Annotated in this window: 14 protein-coding genes and 2 tRNA genes; 9 read left to right on the top strand and 7 right to left on the bottom strand. The window is 63.8% G+C overall.

Annotated elements, in window-relative coordinates; translation table 11 throughout:
* Positions 1-2: 2 nt before the first annotated feature.
* Genes IPM16_10000 through def form a run of 3 tightly spaced genes read left to right on the top strand, consistent with a single transcriptional unit; the run spans position 3 to position 2,406 of the window.
* Positions 3-893, top strand: coding sequence for a hypothetical protein (locus IPM16_10000; GenBank protein ID MBK9123434.1), 891 nt, complete (start codon positions 3-5; stop codon positions 891-893).
* The gene (locus IPM16_09995; GenBank protein ID MBK9123433.1) at positions 890-1,786 is read left to right on the top strand and encodes a hypothetical protein; all 897 of its coding nucleotides are present in this window, start codon (positions 890-892) and stop codon (positions 1,784-1,786) included. The genes IPM16_10000 and IPM16_09995 overlap by 4 nt, the downstream gene beginning before the upstream one ends.
* Before the next feature lie 56 nt (positions 1,787-1,842).
* On the top strand, positions 1,843-2,406 hold the full coding sequence (def, locus tag IPM16_09990) for a peptide deformylase (GenBank protein ID MBK9123432.1): 564 nt from the start codon (positions 1,843-1,845) through the stop codon (positions 2,404-2,406).
* Here def and IPM16_09985 read toward each other — a convergent pair.
* From IPM16_09985 to IPM16_09965, 5 genes are all read right to left on the bottom strand, one after another.
* Entirely contained in the window at positions 2,403-3,596 is a 1,194-nt protein-coding gene (locus tag IPM16_09985; protein MBK9123431.1) for a hypothetical protein, read from the bottom strand. The genes def and IPM16_09985 overlap by 4 nt on opposite strands.
* The gene (locus tag IPM16_09980) at positions 3,593-5,707 is read right to left on the bottom strand and encodes a serine/threonine protein kinase (protein ID MBK9123430.1); all 2,115 of its coding nucleotides are present in this window, start codon (positions 5,705-5,707) and stop codon (positions 3,593-3,595) included. The genes IPM16_09985 and IPM16_09980 overlap by 4 nt, the downstream gene beginning before the upstream one ends.
* A 175-nt stretch (positions 5,708-5,882) precedes the next feature.
* Positions 5,883-6,542 (bottom strand): 50S ribosomal protein L25, encoded by a 660-nt coding sequence (locus tag IPM16_09975; GenBank protein ID MBK9123429.1) that lies wholly within the window; start codon positions 6,540-6,542, stop codon positions 5,883-5,885.
* A 155-nt stretch (positions 6,543-6,697) separates the two neighbouring features.
* Positions 6,698-6,770 (bottom strand) — tRNA-Gly (locus tag IPM16_09970).
* A gap of 57 nt (positions 6,771-6,827) precedes the next feature.
* Positions 6,828-6,908: transfer RNA gene (locus tag IPM16_09965), tRNA-Leu, on the bottom strand.
* 106 nt (positions 6,909-7,014) lie between these two features.
* On the opposite strand from IPM16_09965, the gene IPM16_09960 reads away from it, so the two are divergent.
* Positions 7,015-7,506, top strand: a complete 492-nt coding sequence (locus IPM16_09960; GenBank protein MBK9123428.1) for a ClbS/DfsB family four-helix bundle protein — start codon at positions 7,015-7,017, stop codon at positions 7,504-7,506.
* 12 nt (positions 7,507-7,518) lie between these two features.
* Here IPM16_09960 and IPM16_09955 read toward each other — a convergent pair whose 3' ends face one another.
* Positions 7,519-8,022: an SH3 domain-containing protein gene (locus IPM16_09955; GenBank protein MBK9123427.1), complete on the bottom strand. Its 504-nt coding sequence runs from the start codon at positions 8,020-8,022 to the stop codon at positions 7,519-7,521.
* A gap of 66 nt (positions 8,023-8,088) precedes the next feature.
* Between IPM16_09955 and IPM16_09950 the strand changes: the two genes are divergently transcribed.
* From IPM16_09950 to IPM16_09930, 5 genes are all read left to right on the top strand, one after another.
* Positions 8,089-9,123 carry a flippase-like domain-containing protein gene (locus IPM16_09950; protein ID MBK9123426.1) on the top strand — a complete coding sequence of 345 codons (1,035 nt, stop codon included), beginning with the start codon at positions 8,089-8,091 and terminating at the stop codon, positions 9,121-9,123.
* Positions 9,120-10,283 (top strand): glycosyltransferase family 4 protein, encoded by a 1,164-nt coding sequence (locus IPM16_09945; protein ID MBK9123425.1) that lies wholly within the window; start codon positions 9,120-9,122, stop codon positions 10,281-10,283. The genes IPM16_09950 and IPM16_09945 overlap by 4 nt, the downstream gene beginning before the upstream one ends.
* Positions 10,273-11,124, top strand: a complete 852-nt coding sequence (locus IPM16_09940) for a class I SAM-dependent methyltransferase (GenBank protein ID MBK9123424.1) — start codon at positions 10,273-10,275, stop codon at positions 11,122-11,124. The genes IPM16_09945 and IPM16_09940 overlap by 11 nt, the downstream gene beginning before the upstream one ends.
* 273 nt (positions 11,125-11,397) lie before the next feature.
* Positions 11,398-13,317, top strand: coding sequence for a glycosyltransferase family 39 protein (locus IPM16_09935; GenBank protein MBK9123423.1), 1,920 nt, complete (start codon positions 11,398-11,400; stop codon positions 13,315-13,317).
* Positions 13,318-13,352: 35 nt separating this feature from the next.
* Positions 13,353-15,791: a hypothetical protein gene (locus IPM16_09930; protein ID MBK9123422.1), complete on the top strand. Its 2,439-nt coding sequence runs from the start codon at positions 13,353-13,355 to the stop codon at positions 15,789-15,791.
* A gap of 3 nt (positions 15,792-15,794) precedes the next feature.
* Here the strand turns inward: IPM16_09930 and IPM16_09925 are convergent, their stop codons facing one another.
* The gene (locus IPM16_09925; GenBank protein MBK9123421.1) at positions 15,795-18,257 is read right to left on the bottom strand and encodes an ATP-dependent Clp protease ATP-binding subunit; all 2,463 of its coding nucleotides are present in this window, start codon (positions 18,255-18,257) and stop codon (positions 15,795-15,797) included.
* Between the last annotated feature and the right edge of the window lie 92 nt (positions 18,258-18,349).

Below are 18,349 nucleotides of genomic sequence, written 5' to 3'. Positions count from 1 at the left end.
CAATGAACCTTATCACGCGCGAGCTGTGGCATGGGGTCAACAATGCGCTGCCGCGCCACCCGTTCTTGTGGTATCCGCTGCGGTACACGCGGCCGGCAGTGAAGCGGGCATTCTGGGTGGAGTTCACCCCGACCGTCATGTTGATGTTCGCGACGTTTGCGGCCCTTGTGCTGTGGATGGCGTACGGGATCGCACCGCTGTCGCTTGTGCTGATCCTCGACACGTATGCCGGAGTCGTCATCGCGCGCGGGGTGAGCAGGGCGGTGCAGGATGCACGCCGCCACGGCCTGCTCGACCTGATGGGCGTGACGACGTCCGGGTCCATCGGCGCTGTCTGGGCTGTGATGACGCGCTACGTTCGCAGCGATTCGCTGCTCTCGGGGCTGCATCAAGCGGCGGCATGGCTGCACGCGATGTGGTTGTTTGCCGTGTCCGCATTCGGCGGGCTGGTTATCCTGACCGCTTGCGGAGGTGACGCATTCCGATTCTCCGATGTCGGTCGCTTACTGTATCAGCCTGCGATGCTCCTAAATGGTTTCGCGGTGTTTGCGATCATGATGCTAGACTACATAGGAGCGTTGGTGGCGGGGTCGATCGTTGGCATGATGATTCCGACGCTCGGGGCGGCAGCAGCCGACTTTGCATTGCTGTCACCTGTCGTATTGATCTCCGTGCAGGTGGCGCATTACGCGCTGGCGCTTATCCTGCACGCCGCGCTCACCATGGTCCTGTCTGCCGTCGGGCTGATGTCGGACTGGTCGAGCACGGTGGTGTTCGTGATCGCCTTTATTGCCGCGCGCGAACTCTCGCTACGGGGATTGTGCGTGATGTTCGCCCGACACATGAATTCGTCGGTGCGTGAGGTCGTGACAATTTACCGCAGAAGCTTATGATCGCATTCTTCGGCCGGACCTTTGGCTGGCTGACGACGTTTCGGCTGTGGTGGGCGTATTGGGGGCGCTTTCCCGAGCATCCACTGCTTCGGCTCAAGGGGCCGCCGACGCCGGACAGTGAGCGCGCCCGCTGGCTGACTGCCGCCGCCATCGGGTTTGCGTTGATGATGCTGCCCGTGCTGTGGCTGGTCGGATTCAGCGTCGCGCTGGTGGCGATCGCAGTCGGCGGCACACTGCGCGGAGCGGTTGCGGCAGCCATGAGCGCGCGATATGTCGCGTATGAGCGGCATCAGCACCGGCTGTCGTCGATTGGGCTGGCCCCTGCTGGCATGTTGGGTGCCGTGTGGCTGTTGGCGATGCGCGCTTTTCGAGAGTCGAAATACGGGCAATTCGCGACCCGCTACATACACAACGCGCAAGGAATCATCGGTTTCGGCGCGATGGCGATCGTAGTGGTGTTTCTTCTTGGCACGGCGTTGATGCTCGTCGGCGATCCGGGCTCCGCGGACGAGGGGGACACGCAAGCGGCGGTCGATACCGCCGTGGGCGTGGCCGTGCTGTTCGGTTCGGTGGGGCTGTGGTTGTGGCTCGACAACGTGCAGTCTCCGTTGATGGGCGTGCTGATCGGGATCAGTGTCGGATACGGGTCGACTCGACCGGGCGAGGCGGCCGGCGCAGCGGCCGGAATCTACACTGCGATTCAGGGGGCGATGCTGGCCGCAGCCGCAGCGATGTTGGTGTTAAGCGCAGGGCTGCATGACGGGCTGCGCGTGTTGACTGTGTGCGTCACGTTGTTTGTCACACGTGAGGTGCTGCTTCGGGTGATGTGGCACCGGGTCTGCGCGTTGTATAACGCGGGCGGATTCGAACTCGTGCAGCTCCTTCGGTTTTGAGCGTCCTACCGTCTTCAGGTACAATAACAGGTCGACGCCCCACGGAGTGACGCGCTATGGCACTACTTCCAATCATCAAAATCGACGATCCCGTCCTTCGCAAGAAGGCCGTTCGGGTGACGTCGTTCGGTCCGGACTTCCAGAAGCTCGTGGACGACATGGTCGAGACGATGATTGCCGCTCCCGGTGTCGGCCTTGCTGCACCGCAAGTCAACGTCAGCCAGCGGCTGATCGTCGTGCGCCTGACCGATGACGAGGAGAGCCGCAAGGAATTCGGTGACGAAGCGGGCAAGCTGTACGTCCTTGTCAACCCCAAGATCATCAAGGCCAGCCGCACGCTGGTTGACGGCGTCGAGGCGTGCCTGTCGATCCCAGGCTATGCCGGCACTGTATTCCGCCATGAGCAGGTTGTCATCACCGGCGAGGACCGGCATGGCAAGCCAATACGCATCAAGGCGAAAGACTGGCTAGCGCGGGTGTTCCAGCACGAGATCGATCATCTCGACGGGCAGCTGTTTATCGACATCGCCGAAGAGGTGTGGGATACCCGCCGCAAGCCGGCCGATGCGGAAACGAGCGAAGAAGGCGGGGCGGAAGCCGCCGAGAGTCAGGCGTCCTAGCGCGACACCCCGAAGACGCGCACCGGCCCTAACGCTTCAAACACCAAGACTTGCAGAGAATCGGGCGTCCACACCGCACGCAGCGTATCCAACGGCGGCAGGTTGAGGCTGCCGCGCAGCACCGTGCCTTGCGCGATCCCGCTGACGTTCCACAATGACGGGCTGCCGCCGCGGGTCGTCGCCAGCACCATGTCGCCCTCGGGTGAGATGGCCGCGCTGGGCCGATCGCCGGTTGTGCCGGGCAGCACCGACCGTAGCTGCTGCGCCGCGGTGTCCCAGATGTTGATGTCGCCGGTCTCGCCGCCGGTCAGCAGGTAGCCGCTGCCGGGCAGGAACGTGAGCACGCCGGCGTATGCCCCCGTCGTGAGCTGGCGGATTGGCTCGCCGATCGCCGGGTTGAGCTGGATGACACCGTCGCTCGTATTGGCGATCAACGCCCGACCCGTCGGCGCGTAGATCAACTCGACGACGTTGATAAGGAGTTCTTCGCGCCCAATCTGTTCGGCGCTTTCGTAGTCCCAGATAGTGACCGTACCGCTGCGGTCGGCCACGGCAAGCCGCGAGCTGCTCGGATCGAAGGCCATCGCCGTCGGCGGGATTTCGCCGAGGTCGAGCACATGAACACGCGCCCGGCGCGGCAAGTCCCAAATGTCGACAAAGCCGTCCTCACGCCCGAATGCGAGCCAGCCGCCAACCGGATCGAACGCGTGGACGCCGTTGTAGGCGTCGTTCAGGATCAGGTTCTGGCCAGTGCTTCCCGTGCGCGCATCGTAGGGACGCAGCACGCCGTCCGGCGAAAGCGTGTAAACGGTCGTCCGGTCGGGGTCGAACATGACGGCGTTGGCACCGCGCCGGCCATTGGCGATCAGCATCGACCCGGTAACGAGATCCCACACCAGCAGAAAATCGTTGTTCAACCCGGCGAGCATGCTGCTGTCGAGCGACAACGCGTAGGCGAATACGGTCGAGGGGGGTTCTGGCGCTTCAAGCCGGCCCAATTCGCGCAGTTGTGAGGCCGTGTCGAGGGTGATCGGCTGTTCGGCTGCCTGCCAGCCTGAGGCGGTCGGCAGCGGCGTCTGCGTCGGGCGCGACTCGAGTGGAAAGCCGGGAGTGACAGGCGGCGGCGTGCTGCCGCATGCGGCCAGCAGCACGGCGATCAGTGCCGCCGCCGCGGCACGAATGCGCGTCATGGGGTGTCGCCGTCGACCTCGTACAAGTCCAGCGATGCGACGATGAGGCCGTAGATACCAATCTGCTCAAGCCCGCATTCGCCTTCGAACGGTTCGACGGTGCCGTTCAGGTTCTGATCGACTCCGGTCGTCAAGATATCGGCGAACTCGGTCGATTGTACGGCGGCAGCTTCCGAATCTTCGAATGATTCGGCTACCAGCATCTGCTGCTCGAGGGCGATGATTTGATTCGACCACTCGCGCACGTTCTGCAGGCACACCCGCACCAGTTCGGCTTCGTTCTGAATGCGGAAGGGCGTGTCCTCGGCGTTGACCGCCTCTTGCAGAATCGCCTCGATCCGGTCGAGGGTCGTCAGCAGACCGATTCCGGTACCGGGGTTGCTGCCTCGTCCGTTGCCGTCGAAGTCCTCGGTGCCTCCCAGCAGGATGTTGAGCGTGTGTTCGTTGTGCGTCCAACGCGCCGGCAGGTTCACGGAATTCGCTGCGAGGCCCGCGTGCTGTGTGGCGAAGTTCGCGTCGACCAGCGCCGTGTCCAGCAGGCTCCGCCCACGCAGGCCGTTCTCTGATGCGACGAATAATTCGTTCATGGCGACTTGAAGCAGCGGCGTGATGCGCCCGCGGAAGCGCACATCCTCGAAGGTCGGCTCGGCCGGCGAGGTCTCCATCGACACTTCGACGGTATCGAACACGAGCGGCAGCGAACGCCCTTCGCCGTCGGTGAAACTCAGCGCGCCGCTGCCGACTGCATCGACGGTTAGCCGGCCGATCACCAAGCGCTCGCCGGTCTCTGAGTCCAGCAGCGAGGCGATGTACTGTGTGCCGGCACCCGCCGGAGGAAACTCGCGCACGCTGACGTTGATGCTGTCGCCCATCATGTCCGCTTCGGTCGAACTAAAGCTGACCTGTCCGAACGACTGCGGGAGACGGGCGGCGATGGCAGCGCGCGTCGCCTGTTGGTCGAGCGACGCCTGCTCGGTGGCTCGCGCGTTAGTGATGTCGGGGTCTTCGCCGGTGCGGGTAGACAGCAGCACGGCGATCAGCGCGACGAGCGCGACCAGCGCGACGACCGCGAATCCGACGATCAGCGGCATACTGATGCCTTGGCCCTCGGATTGGATCACAATGGTGCCGGGTTGGTTCGGGTTCTCCGGGTCGATCGGCAGCGTAATGGGCGTCGACGAACGCGACATTTTGATTTGGATCGGTTGACGCGGTGTGGTGCTCGCCGGCGTTTCGGATCCGGGGCCGAGGCGAACGGTCGGATCGTCTCCGGCACGGGGTAGGGCGGTACTGCTCACGGCCTGCTGCAGCGCATCGAAGAACGCGGTCGCCGATGCATAGCGCGCTTCTGGCTCCTTTTCGAGCACCTTGAGCAGGACGGTGTCGACCGCTTGAGACAGCGACGGAAGCGCCTCGCTCGGCGGCGTCGGCGCGTCTGTCAGGTGCTTGAGCATCAACTGCATGACGCTGTCGCTGCTGAACGGCAGCTTACCCGTAATCATTTCATAGACGACGATTCCGAATGAATACAGGTCGGCGCGTGGGGTCAATTCGAAGCCCTGCGCCTGTTCGGGAGACATGTAGGCGGGCGTGCCGACCACGCCAGTCCCCGTCAGGCCGGTTCCGCCTTCAGCCAGCTTGACGATGCCGAAGTCTGCCAGCAGCGCGTTGCCTTCGCCATCGATGAGGATGTTGGCAGGTTTGATGTCGCGGTGGATCACGCCCTGCCGGTGCGCATAGTCAAGCGCACTGGCGATCTCGCGCACCATGCGCGTAACTTTGTCCATCGCAAGCCGGCCGTCGCGCAAGATACGGTCCAGCGCACCGCCGGTGATGTAAGGCATCACGAGGTAAAGCACGCCGTCCTCGGTCGTGCCGTAATCGTACAGGGGAAGAATATGCGGGTGCTGCAGGTTGGCGATGGTGCGCGCTTCGAGCTGGAAACGTGCGTTCGCGTCGGCGCTCATGCCGGGATGCGGCGGGAGCACCTTTACCGCGACCGTACGATCTACGTCTGCCCTATAGCCCAAATAGACAGTCGCCATACCGCCGTGACCGATGACGTCGCGAATTTCATAGGGGCCGAGCTTGCGGCCGATTAACGAAGTCACGGGCGACACTCTCCGAAGACGATGCTGAAGCGCATTATAGCATGACCCGCCTTAGCACTGGGTACAGGTTTCAGCACACGCCGTGTCGCGCATCCCGCAACAAAAAGGGAGCCACATCGTGTGCGCTCCCTTTGTACTACGGAACAATCCGGGGTAGTGGATGAAGGCGCAGACTTTAGTCCTCGTCTTCGTCCTCGTCCTTGTGACGCCGGACAACTTCAGGCTCCACCGAACCCATTTCCTCTTCGCCCTCGGTCACTTCTTCCTCGTCGGCGCGGGCCGCGGCGGTCTGCGTGATGCGGGCGATCAGTTCGTCCGGGTCGTTGAGGATGATGACGCCCTCCTCGAGCTTGATGTCCCTCACGTGGATCGACTGCCCGACTTCGGTCAGGACCGAGATGTCGACTGCGAAATGGTCCATCAACTGCGACGGCAGCAGTTCGACGTGCAAGGCGGTGGGGCCAGTGATCAACACGCCGAGCTTTCCTTCGACCGCCGGACTCTCGCCGACAAGCTGAAGCGGGACGTCGGTGCGAAGACGCTGCGTGAGGTCAAGTTCGAAGAAGTCGACATGGGTGATCTTACGGGTGATCGGGTTGCGCTGCACTTCGCGCACCAGCACCGTATGCTTCTTGCCGCCGGACGTTATGTCGATCAGGTTCGAACCACCTGCCTTAAGCAGGGCGAGTTCCAGCGGGCGATACGGGATCTGTACGTTAACCGGTTCGGACTTCGGGCCGTAGACCGTTGCCGGCACAAAACCCTCGCGGCGCAGTACGCCGACCTTCTTGCCCGTCACCGTGCGAGGCTGGGCGTCAATGGTAAATTCGGCCACGATGAAACTCCTAACAAATGTGCGCTCAATCCGCGCAAAAGGCGGGATGGACATGCGTGCAACAGAGTGGCGCCATTCTAGTCGTGAGGCACGGCATCGTCAATATGCGGTGTCGCCTCACAACAAAACCGCCCCGTAAAGGGCGGCCGACGCTGAGCGGGTAACGGGACTCGAACCCGTGACACTTTGCTTGGGAAGCAAATGCTCTACCAACTGAGCTACACCCGCGCTATTTGAATTATACTGAGCGCGCCGATCGAGTGTCAAGCGGGTTTCGAACCGCTGTAGGGTTGGTGGGACTCGAACCCACATGCCTTTCGGCGGCTGATTTTAAGTCAGCTGTGTCTGCCATTTCACCACAACCCCGTGCGAGTGCATTGTACTCGTATGGCGCGCGCTTCGGCAAGACGGCACGTGGCGTGCTCAGCATAGCACCGCTTGCCTTTGACTCAATCACAGGAGGATTTGGCGTATGATGGCGACGGACAAGGTGCTCGCGCGCATTCAGCGGAGCTGGGACGCCCTGCACGATTACGTCGACACGCTGGCGCCGCAGCAGATCACGGCGCTGACCGACGCCGGCGGATGGACGATCAAAGATCACTTGATACATCTCGCGCTGTGGGAAGGGCATCTTCTGCGCATCTTGAACGGCGAAGATCTGATCGCTGGGTTTGGCGTCAGCGAGGAGGTGTTTAAGAAGGGGTCTGACGCGGTCAATGCCGTGCTGCAGCCCCGCTATTCGGATATGCCCCTCGACGAGGTGCGGGCGGTCATGGCCGAGAGCCACGCGGCAGTGGTCGCGCGGGTCGCCGCCATGAGCGAGGCCGACCTTGCGCTCCCGTACCATCACTATCAGCCGACGTCACGCCGCAACGCGCCGATCGAAGGCTGGATTGCGGGCAACACGTCAGGGCACTACAACAGCCATCTGCGCTGGATCAAAGCGATCGTCGAAGACTGAGCCGGTCAACCGTCAGGGCAAGATCGGCTCGATGTAGTAGTTCTCGCTGTCGCCCTCGGCGACCCATCCCTCGACGCCGCGTGCCCGAATACGGAACCACGCATACCCGTCAGCGCAGCGCGGTCCGTCCAGCACGTAAAACAGGCTGCGTGCCTGAAGTTGTGTGAGTACCTCGGCGCGAATACTGGCCGACTCGCGCACATTGAGCGGGCTGGGGTCTTCCGATGTCACCTGACCGCGCGCCTGTACGATCATGCGCGACCGCGGCGTATCCTGACACACCGGCACCGGCACGACGGTCGCCGGGAAAAGCACCGCGGTCGCTGACCGCAGCGGCGCGATCACGATGGCGGGTGTCGCCGTACGGGTCGGGGTCGGGGAGGCGGTCGGTGTCGGTGTGAGTGTCGCGGTCGGAATCGGCACGTCGGGCGTGGCTGGGGCGTCGGGTTGGCGCGGCGCGCAGGCGGCGGCGACCAGCACCAGTACCACGAGCAGAATTGAGGATTTCGGCGTCACGGCGTGTAGACCTTTGGTTGCGCACGCATGCTATAATAACGCGGTTTTCGGTGAGGAGTGTCCCCTTTGAGACGACATTGGCGCGTATTGGCGCTGGGCGCGTTGGTCAGCGGCGTCGTCATCGTGTTGATCGCGCGGCAGATCGACCTTGCCCTGCTGTGGGAATCGCTGCGGACGGCTAATTACGCGTGGGTGATCCCCGCCGCGCTGCTTGCCGCGCTGGGCTTGTACACCCGGGCAATCCGCTGGCGTGTGCTGCTTGGCGACGGACTGGGCATGTCTCGCACGTTCCACGTGATGAACATCGCCTATATGCTCAACGCCGTGCTGCCGATGCGCTTAGGCGAAGTCGCGCGGGCGTGGCTGGCGAGCCGCGGCGATGACGGTGTGCCGTTCTTCCATACGGCCAGCACGATCGTGGTCGAGCGCCTGCTAGACCTGTTGGCCGTCGCAGTGTTTCTGGCGATCGGTCTGGCTGTGGGTCCAGTTCCGGACGCACTGCGCACGACTGGCGTAATCACGACGATTTTGGCGCTGGGCGGTTTCCTGTTTCTGGTGCTGCTTGCGGCCAAGCGGGGTTGGGCGACCACGCTGTTCGAAGCGGTGACCAGCCGGCTGCCGGTCCTGAAAGACAGCCCGCTGCGCCCACGCCTGCGCACGATGTTCGACCATTTGCTCAACGGGTTGCAGCCGATCGCCCGAATCGGCTCGCTGTTGTCGGCACTGTTGTGGACGGCGATCAGTTGGGGCCTGTCGTTCCTCACGGGCATGGCGTTGATGCTCGTGATCTATCCGGAGGCGGACGCAGTCGCAACGCTGCTGTTCATCGCGTCGGCGTCGTTTGCAGTGGCGCTGCCGGCGGTGCCCGGGAATGTCGGGCCGTATGAAGGCTCGATCCTGTTGGCGTTGAGCGCCCTCGGGTACACGTCGACGCCGGAGGGACTGGCGGCAGGCACCGCCTTTGCAATCGTCGTCCACGCCACAAACCTCGGCGTGAACGGAATTCTGGGCATCATTGGCATGATGGCTGAGGGCGTGTCGCTTGGCCAGATCACACAGCGGGCTGAGCAACAAGCCTCTCCCCCCGCGGAAGTGGCATGAACGAACGCAAACTCAATATCCTCATCTGCCTGCTGTATTACCTGCCGCACCGGACCGGAATGCAGCTTTACATCCAGCGTATTGCTGAAGAGTTGGTGCGGCGCGGGCATAGTGTCACGGTGTTGTGCGCTCGCCACAAGCTCGAACTCGAACGCGACGAAACGATCAACGGCGTGCGTATCGTTCGCCTGGCGCCGCTGCCCTTCGCCGTCAGCCGCGGCATGTACATGCCAGCGTACCCCTGGGCCGCGTACAAGCTGATGCGCCAGCACGACGTCGTCAGCATCCATACGCCGATGCTTGAGACGGCGCTGCTGAGCGTGCTCGGCCTGTTGACCGGACGTCGGATCGTGCCGACTCATCACGGCGATCTGATTCTGCCGGCGGGTATTCTCAACCGGGTCATCACGGTGGTGATGTTCGCGTTCTACCGCTTCATGGCGTGGCGCGCGCCAACCGTGATCGCGTATTCGGAAGATTACGCCAACAACTCGTACTACCTCGCGCCGGTGCGCAAAAAGGTCCGGCCGATCTATCCGCCGATCACGATGCCGGCGCCGAACCCCGAACGCGCCGCACAGCTCCGCGCCGAGTGGTCGCCCGACGGCGCGCCGTTGATCGGCTATGCGGGCCGGTTCGTACAGGAGAAGCGACCCGATGTACTGATCCGCGCGCTGGACGAGATTCACAAGGAGCACCCCAACGCGCGCATCGTGTTCGCCGGTCAGTACGATATTCCGTACGAGAGCACGTGGGATCTATACAAGCCGATCGTAGACAAGTACCGCGAACATCTCATCTTCCTCGGCCTCAAGGACGACATGCAGTTCATGGCCGATTTCTTCGCCGCTATCGACGTGCTGGCCCTGCCGAGCGATTCGGAGTGCTTCGCGCTGGTGCAGGTCGAGGCCATGTTGTGCGGCACGCCGGTCGTAATGACCGACACACCGGGCGGCCGCGTGCCGGTCAGCGTGACGGGGATGGGGCTGCTGGCGCCGAAGGGCAATCCCGAGGGGTTTGGCAAGGCGATTAACCGCGTGCTGGCGCATCCGGAGTCGTTCGTCAAGCCGTACGATGAGATTAACGCGATCTTCTCGTTTGAGGAGACCGTGGACCAGTACGAGCAAACATTCCGGGAGTACGCGGTCGATGGTCGATAAGGACGTCATCCGCTACATGACGCGCAACGAGGCCGACATGGCTTTCAAGAAGCGTGTCGAGACGGTGTTCGAGTGGGTCGAACCGCGCGACGACATGGTGATCCTCGATATGCCGTGCGGGCGCGGCTTTTACCTCAACATGCTGCGGTATGTCAGCAAGGCGCGGCTGGTCGGCGCCGACCTCGACGCCGAGGTGATTGAGAAGGCGCAGCGCAACATCGGCCACCTGCCGGGCATCTCGCTGGTACGCGCCAACATTTACGGTCTGCCGTTTCCCGACGAGACGTTCGACGCCGTGATTCTGTCAGAAGTCCTCGAACACATCGACGACGACGTGGGCGGGCTGAAAGAAGCGCTGCGGGTGCTCAAGCCGGGCGGCGTGGCGGTCATCACCGTGCCGCACGCCAATTACCCCTTCTGGTGGGACCCGATCAACAAGTCGCTCGAATCGGTGTTCAAGACGCACATTCAGCACGGGCCGTTCGCCGGCATTTGGGCCAATCATGTGCGCCTCTATACGCCGGAGCAGCTTCGAAGCGCGGCGCTGGGCGCGGGCTTTGATGTCGAACACGAACGCGCGTTCACGCACCACAGCTTCCCGTTCATCCACAATCTGGTGTACGGGTTCGGCAAACCGCTGTTGGAACGCGGCGCGCTGCCGAAGGCCATGGCGCAGACCGCCGATCGCACGCAGTTCGATCAGCCCGACGCGCCGTGGTACAACCCGATCCGGATGGGCCTCGCGGCGTTCAACTGGTTCGACCGCCGCAACGTGCTGGACGAACCTCCCGGCCGTTCGACCGTAAACCTCGCCCTGAAAGCACGCAAGCCGACCAAGTAGGAACGGCGATGCGTCATGCCGCCAACCGTCCTCGTGCTGCCGATTTGGCCGGGTATGTCCGGCTTGCGCTGTGGATCGCGGCGCTCTTCTGTGGACAGCACGGCTTCTGGCAGGTCTTTGCGCCGAACAAGATAAGCGGCCAGTGGGGCGAGATGATCGCCGTGCCGGTCGAGCGCGCGCTGCCGTATTGGGGTGCGGCGTTGGCGCTCGGCGCGCTTGCATATGCGCTTGGTATGCGACGGCCTCCCAGCGATGCCGCGGAGGGTCGACCTTGTGACGTCCCCGGTGCGTTGGCGATGGATCGCCGCCGCTGTGCTTCCGCTGATCGGCGGCTATGCCCTGCAAACCAACAAGGCGTTCACGCCGCTCGGCGTGGCAAGCTGGATCGTCGGGTTGGCTATACTGACCGCCGCTTTGATGCCCGCTGGGGCATCCCCGCTGCGAAACGGCGTGTCCTCCCTGATCGCGTTCCCGCGCCGGCGCCCGTACACGGCATTGACCCTCGTGGGCATCGTCGCGCTGGGCGTCGTGGTGAGGTCGCTGCAGCTGCCGGCCATCCCGCCCGAACTCGTCCCGGACCAGATCGAGAATCTGCTCAACGTCCAGCAGATACTCGACGGCCGGCGCGACATCTACTTTGCCAACAACGGGGGCCGCGAGCCGCTGCATCTGTACCTCAACGCGCTGGTGACTCCCCTGACCGGCGGCGCGAATTTCTCTACCCTCAAGCTCACAGCCGTGATCGAGGGCGTTGTGGGCATACTCGCGTTCTACGGCCTCGGGGTCGAAATCGTCGGGGGCCGGTCTCGCCGCGCGCGCGACTTCGGACTGATGCTGGCGCTGGCCGGGGCGATAGGGACGTGGTACGTCGTCTTGACGCGGATGACCCTGCGCCCGCTGCTCATGCCGCCGCTGACCGCGCTCTTGTTGTGGTCGCTGATCCGCGTCATCCGACATAACCGGCGTCAGGACGCGCTCGTCGCCGGTCTGCTGTTGGGCGTGGGGCTGTACAGCTATCAGGCGATGCGGGTCGCTCCGGCGCTGGTGATTGCGGCGTGCTTCATCGGCGCTGTGTGGACGCGGCACGGGGCGGGTGAACGAAGGCGCTACCTGGCGAATCTGATCGCCGCGGCGGTGATGACGGCGGCCGTCTGCCTGCCGCTGCTGCGCTATGTCACGCACGACCCGGCCGCGTTCTGGTTCCGGTTCAACGCAATCGTGCTGGGGGCCGAGACCGGCTGCATTGACGGCGGTACGGGGCGCTGTGCCGAGGACAACCCGGTGCAAGTACTGGCCGGCAATTTGTGGCGCACCCTGCTGATGTTTCCGTATCGGGGCGACACGTTCGCGGTGTACAACGCACCGGGGTATCCGGTGGTCGATTCGGCAGGGGTGGCGCTGATGCTGGCCGGTGTAGGCGCCGGCGCGGCGTTGATCGTCCGAAGGCGCGATCCGATCGCCGTGTTTCTCGCGCTTGCTTTCTTAATCATGTTGATGCCGGGCGTGGCGACCTTCGCCCGGTTGGATGAGGTGCCCAACAGCATCCGTACGACCGGCGCGATGCCGGTGCTGTACGCGGCGATCGCGTTCGGCTTGTTGACAACGGTGCGTACGCTTGCCGCTGCCTTGCCGGCCGCACTGAGGACCGCTGTGCGGATCGGCGTCCCCGCGCTGGTCGCGGTCTTGATGGCGAGTCACGCATGGACGGTCGTTTCGACGGCATACGCGGCGGCCAATCAGGGGCTGGCGGTGTCGACCGCTGAGGTTGGCCGGTATATGCGGGAATTCGCCGACGAAGCGGGTACGTGGGGCAACGCCTACCTCGTCCACTTTCCGCACCATCTGGACTACCGGGCCGTCATGATCCAAGCCGGCCTGCCGCCCGGACACTTTCCCAACAACAACGTCCTTTTAGCAGACATTCCCGCGTGGCTGTATGCCAACTCGCAGGACAGCGGCATTTCGCGGTACGATCCGGATCAGGACGTGCTATTTGTATTGTCATACGAGAGTGTCTCCGGCCTGCATTCGCTGGTAAACTGGTTCCCAGAGGGGAAGGTAGAACCGCTGTGGACGCGCGTCGGGACCCGCTACGAGTCGTCCGAGCCGGTGATTACGTTTCGCGTCCCGGCGTTGGGACAGCAAGGATTTCTCGACTTTTTGCGCGCGCAGAACGTCGTCAGCACAGAGTGAGGGCGCTGGCGCGCGACGCCTCGGAGTGATAGGGCATGAATGACGAACGGCAGAACGATTCTACGCCGGCAGAAACCGAACGCGACTTCGAGGAATTAACCTTGTCGGAGGCGCTGGGCGATTTGCTTCGACGCCCACGTGCGACGGCGCGCAACCTCGCCGCGATCGCCAGCCCGGAGCCGCGCGTCGCCGAACCGCGCCCGCGGCGCACACCGGTGCGTACCTCGCGGCAGGAAGCGGGGGAGAGTGTCCTGAGTCCGGCGGCTCGGCTCGACCTGATCCGGGTCGGCATGCTGGTCGTGGCAGTTGTCCTTGCGTTCATCGGGACGTCTGTGGTGTACCAGCCCAACGATTCGTTTCGACTCGGGCTGCTGCGCGACGTGCCGGCCGGGGCGGCGCTCCCGTGGTGGATCGCGGCGATCGTGCTCGGCGCGGCGGCACTGCGCATCGGGCAGGCGCAGTCCGCGGAGATTGATCCGGTCATGCCGATCAGCGCCGCAATGGGCGTGCGGCTCGCGCCGCTGATCGTGTCGCTTCCGCTGATGTTTGGCGCGTACATTCTTAATTCCGACAACCAGTTCTCCGCGGTCGGCGCACTGTGTTGGGCGCTGGCGATTGCGGCCGCCGCATTGGCCTTCACGCCGCAGGACGCGCAGCCGATGGGTGCGGTGCGCCGCGGGCTTGTCGCAATCCGCGATTTTCCGCGTCGCGAGCCGTGGATCGCGCTGCTGCTGGCGTTCATCGTGGTGATCGGTGTCTACGCGCGCTTCAACGGCCTGAGCGCTCTACCCGCCGAAATGACAAGTGACCACGTCGAGAAGCTGCTCGATGCGCAAAACGTGCTAGAGGGCAGCCGCGACATATTTTTTGCCAACAACGGTGGACGCGAGCCGTTCCAGATGTATTTCGTCGCGGCGCTTGGCTCGTTGAGCGGGCAGACGCTGAGCTTCGCCCATCTCAAGATCGCCAGCGCGCTCGAAAGCCTGTTGAGCATCCCGCTCTTCTTCCTGCTTGGGCGTGTTGTGATCGGGGCAAAGGATGAACGGCTCGGCACGCTGCTCGGGCTTGCGGCGGCGCTGTTCGTCGCCGTCGGCTACTGGCACCTCGCCGTAACGCGCGTCAGCCTGCGCATCATCCTCACGCCGATGGTGACGGCGGTGTTCCTGATGTTTGTCATCCGGCTCATGCGCTTCAACCGGCGCGAGGACGCTGTCATGGCCGGCCTGACGCTCGGCTTTGGCTTGTATGCGTATCAGGCGCTGCGCATGCTGCCGGTGATCGCCGTGTTCGCGGCGGCGTTTGCGGTAGTAGTCATCGCACGCAGTTGGGCCGAGCGGCGTGCGGTAATGTTCAACTTGATTGTGATTGCGTTCGTGTCGTTCGCGTTTTTCGTGCCGTTGTTCCGGTACTCCAACGAGCATCCCGAGGAATTCTGGCGGCGTGCGTCTGGCCGGCTGTTGGGCGACGACATCATCACCGAGACACTGGAGGACGGCTCGATCGTCAGCCGGCAGGCGACGATCGGTGAGCGGGCATCCGCGCTGGTCGGCAACCTGCCGCAGTTGGGGAACAACTTCGTCCGCGCAATGGGCATGTTTACGTACCGCGGTGACGTGGCGTGGTTCCACAACGCGCCGAACTATCCAGCCTTCGATCCGCTCACCGGCGCGTTGTTTCTCGTCGGGTTGGGGGCGTTCGGCATGTGGACGATTCGGTCGAAAGAGTACGCCTCGGCGTTCTTGATCGTCGTGCTGCTGCTGATGTTGGTGCCCTCGGCGGTGGCTGTCTCAAACCCGGTCGAGAACCCTAGCAGCACGCGCGCCAGCGGTGCGATGCCGACCGCATACCTGTTCGCCGCGTTTGGCGCCGTCGCGCTAGTCAGCGCGCTGCGGCGGGTTGCGCCGCGCGGGGCCGCGGGCGTCCTGTCTGTCGCCGTGATCGGCCTGTTTGCGCTCAACAGCCTGAGCTGGGCGAACACCGTGCTGTTCGGCCCGTACAACGACTTCTACCAGAACTCGTGGTCGCCCCAACGCGAGGCGGGACAATTCTTGCGCGGGTTTGCCGAAAGCGACGGCGCATGGGGCAACGCGTTTATCCTTGCTGCGGCCAACTTCTTCGACTATCGCGGTGTGGCGATGGACGCCGGCCTCGTCCCCGGCGAGTTCCCGAACGGCGACATCCCGCCGCGCGACGTGCCGGCGCGGATTCAGGACGCGGCGCTGCGCGAAGGCAAGTTCAAGCTCGACCCCTCGCGCGACCTCATGTTCATGTATGCGGTTGAGGACACGGGCACAACGATGCTGCTTGAGCGCTGGTTCCCCGAAGGGCGCGACCGCATCGTGAACACACGCCAAGACACGCCGTGGTTGAACAACGAGCAGTACCGCGTATTCCGGGTACCGGCGCTGGGCGTAGAAGGGCTGGAGGCGTTCGTCCGGTCGCAGGGACTTGAATTCGACCTGCCAAGCGAATAGGCGCTAGTTTCCGCCGGAACCGCCGGGTACCGACGCGTCATCTTTGAGCGTTTCGTCCTCGGTTGGTTCGACGGGCTGCGGGACACCGAAGACGATCCGGTGCGGATTGTCCGGATCGAGTTCCCCGACAATCGTCGTTTCCGGGTCCAGCGTGTTGACGAGGATGAAGTTGCTCAAGGGGCGCGTGAGCATGCGCTCGATCGCTCTCTGCAGCGGGCGCGCGCCGTTGGCCGGATCGTAGCCCGCGTCCAACACCGCTTCCTGCGCTCCCTCGGTCAGCACGAGCGACAGCTTCTGCTGACTGATGCGCTCCTGAACCTCGTGCAAATGCTTCTGGAGGATGCGGTGCAGCGTGTCACGGCTGAGCGCGCTGAACGTGATGATCTCGTCAAGCCGGTTGATAAACTCCGGCCGGAAGTGCTTGCCCAGATAAGCGCGGAAGTCGCGCGTGAGCTGCGGGTCGCCGGACCGGAAGCCGAGGTCGCTGCGCGCGCCTTCGAGCGTCCCGATATTGCTGGTCATGATGAACACGGAGTGCCGGCAGTCAATGCGCCGCCCGTGCGCGTCGGACAGCCGTCCTTCGTCGAACACCTGCAAGAATAGGTCGAAGACCTCCGGCGCGGCTTTCTCAATCTCGTCCAGCAGCACGACCGAGAACGGCCGCCTGCGCAGACCTTCGGTGAGTTGACCACCCCGGTTCGCGTCCTTATAGCCGGGGGGCGAGCCGATCAGCCGCGCGGCCGTATGGGCATCGTGGAACTCGGACATATCGAGGCGCAGCATAGCTTCTTCGCTGCCGAACAATGCCAGCGCCAGCGCGCGGGCCAGTTCGGTCTTGCCGACGCCGGACGGGCCGAGGAATAGGAACACGCCGATTGGCCGGTTCGGGTTGCTGAGGCCGGCGCGCGCGGTCTTGATCGCATCGGCGACGGTGATGACTGCCTTGTCCTGACCGATTACGCGCTCGAGCAGTTCGTCTTCGAGGTGGGCGAGACGAAGCCGTTCGTCGCGCGTGAGTTCGGTCAGCGGGATGCCTGTCCACTCGCTGAGGACGTGGGCGACGTCGTCGGCATGGACTTCGTTGACCGTGCTGCTTTCGATCTCGGGATCGCGGGTGCGAATGATGACCCGCGTGCACGCCTCATCCAGCAAATCGAGCGCCTTATCTGGGAGGCGCCGATCGGTCAGGTAGCGCACCGACATGGTGACAGCGGAGTCGATGGCTTCGGGGAGAATCACCACGCCGTGATGCGTTTCGAGCCGAGCCTGCTGGCCGACCAGCACCTGCACGCTGTCCTCGATACTGGGCTCCGCGATGTCGATCACGCGGAAGCGGCGCTCAAGCGCTGGATCGCGGGCGATCGCGCGGCGGTATTCCTCGTGGGTTGTCGCGCCGATGCAAATCAGTTCGCCTCGTGCCAGCGCCGGCTTGAGAATGTTGGCCGCGTCGAGGTTGCTGTCGATCGTCTCGCCCGCGCCGACGATGGTGTGAATTTCGTCGATGAACAGGATCACGTTGCCACTGTTGTTCGCTTCCTCGAGTATGCCGAGAAGGCGTTCCTCGAACTGGCCGCGCAGGCTCGTGCCGGCGACCAGCGCGCCGATCTCGATCTGCACGATGCGCCATTTGAGCAGGGATGCCGGCGCACTGCCCGACTGGATCGCATAGGCGAGACCTTCGACGACGGCCGTTTTGCCGACACCAGCATCGCCGACCAGCAGCGGGTTGTTCTTCTTACTGCGGCTGAGCGTGCGCGCAATCGCGCGGATTTCAGCCTCGCGCGCAATTGCCGGGCCGATCTTGCCGGCGCGCGCTTGCGCGATCAGGTCACGGCCGTACTTGTCTAGCAGCGGGGTCGGCGTCGCACGGATGCCCGCCGATGCAGAGGCGAGCAGCTCTTCGACGTCCTCGTCACCGAAGAAATCGTCCGGGCCGTCGAACGGGTCGAAGTCGTCATCGCTTTGGCCGAAGCGGCGCAGCAGGCTGCGAATTGTGCCCCCATCACCGCCCTCGTCGCCGCCGTCTTCGGGATTGGCGACCAGATCGGCCAGCATCGCATTGACGTCGAGGCCTAGCTCGACCAGCTTGCGGACGACCACACTTTCGCCTTCCTGCAATACGGCCGTGAGCATGTGATAGTCGGTCGGGTGGAACTTGGCGGCTTGTTCGGCATGCATCACCGCGATCGACATGACCATCTTGAGGCGCGGTGTCAGCTTGTGTTCACCCACGGTTGGCCCGTCGCCGTTGCGCACTTCGGTCTTGATCGCGTTGCGCACCTCGCGCGGGGAAAGCCCGGCTTTGATGAGATGACTGCTCGTCAGGCTGGTGTCACCGCGAGTCATGGCAATAAACACATGCTCGACCCCGATATAGTCGTGCGCCATGCGATTCGCTTCGCTGGCGGCATCGGCGAGGAACTGGCGGCACCGTTCCTTCAATTCAATCTCTGGGAAATCTGGCATTTCGTCCAAACGATAGACCCCCGGCCCGCGGCCACTGCGCAAGATTATACCAGTCTCGCCCGGATCGCGCTGGCAGACCGGTGAGCGGTTGT

This window comes from Candidatus Flexicrinis affinis, from assembly GCA_016716525.1.
Lineage (GTDB): Bacteria > Chloroflexota > Anaerolineae > Aggregatilineales > Phototrophicaceae > Flexicrinis > Flexicrinis affinis.
This window is presented reverse-complemented; position numbering and strand designations above follow the sequence as displayed.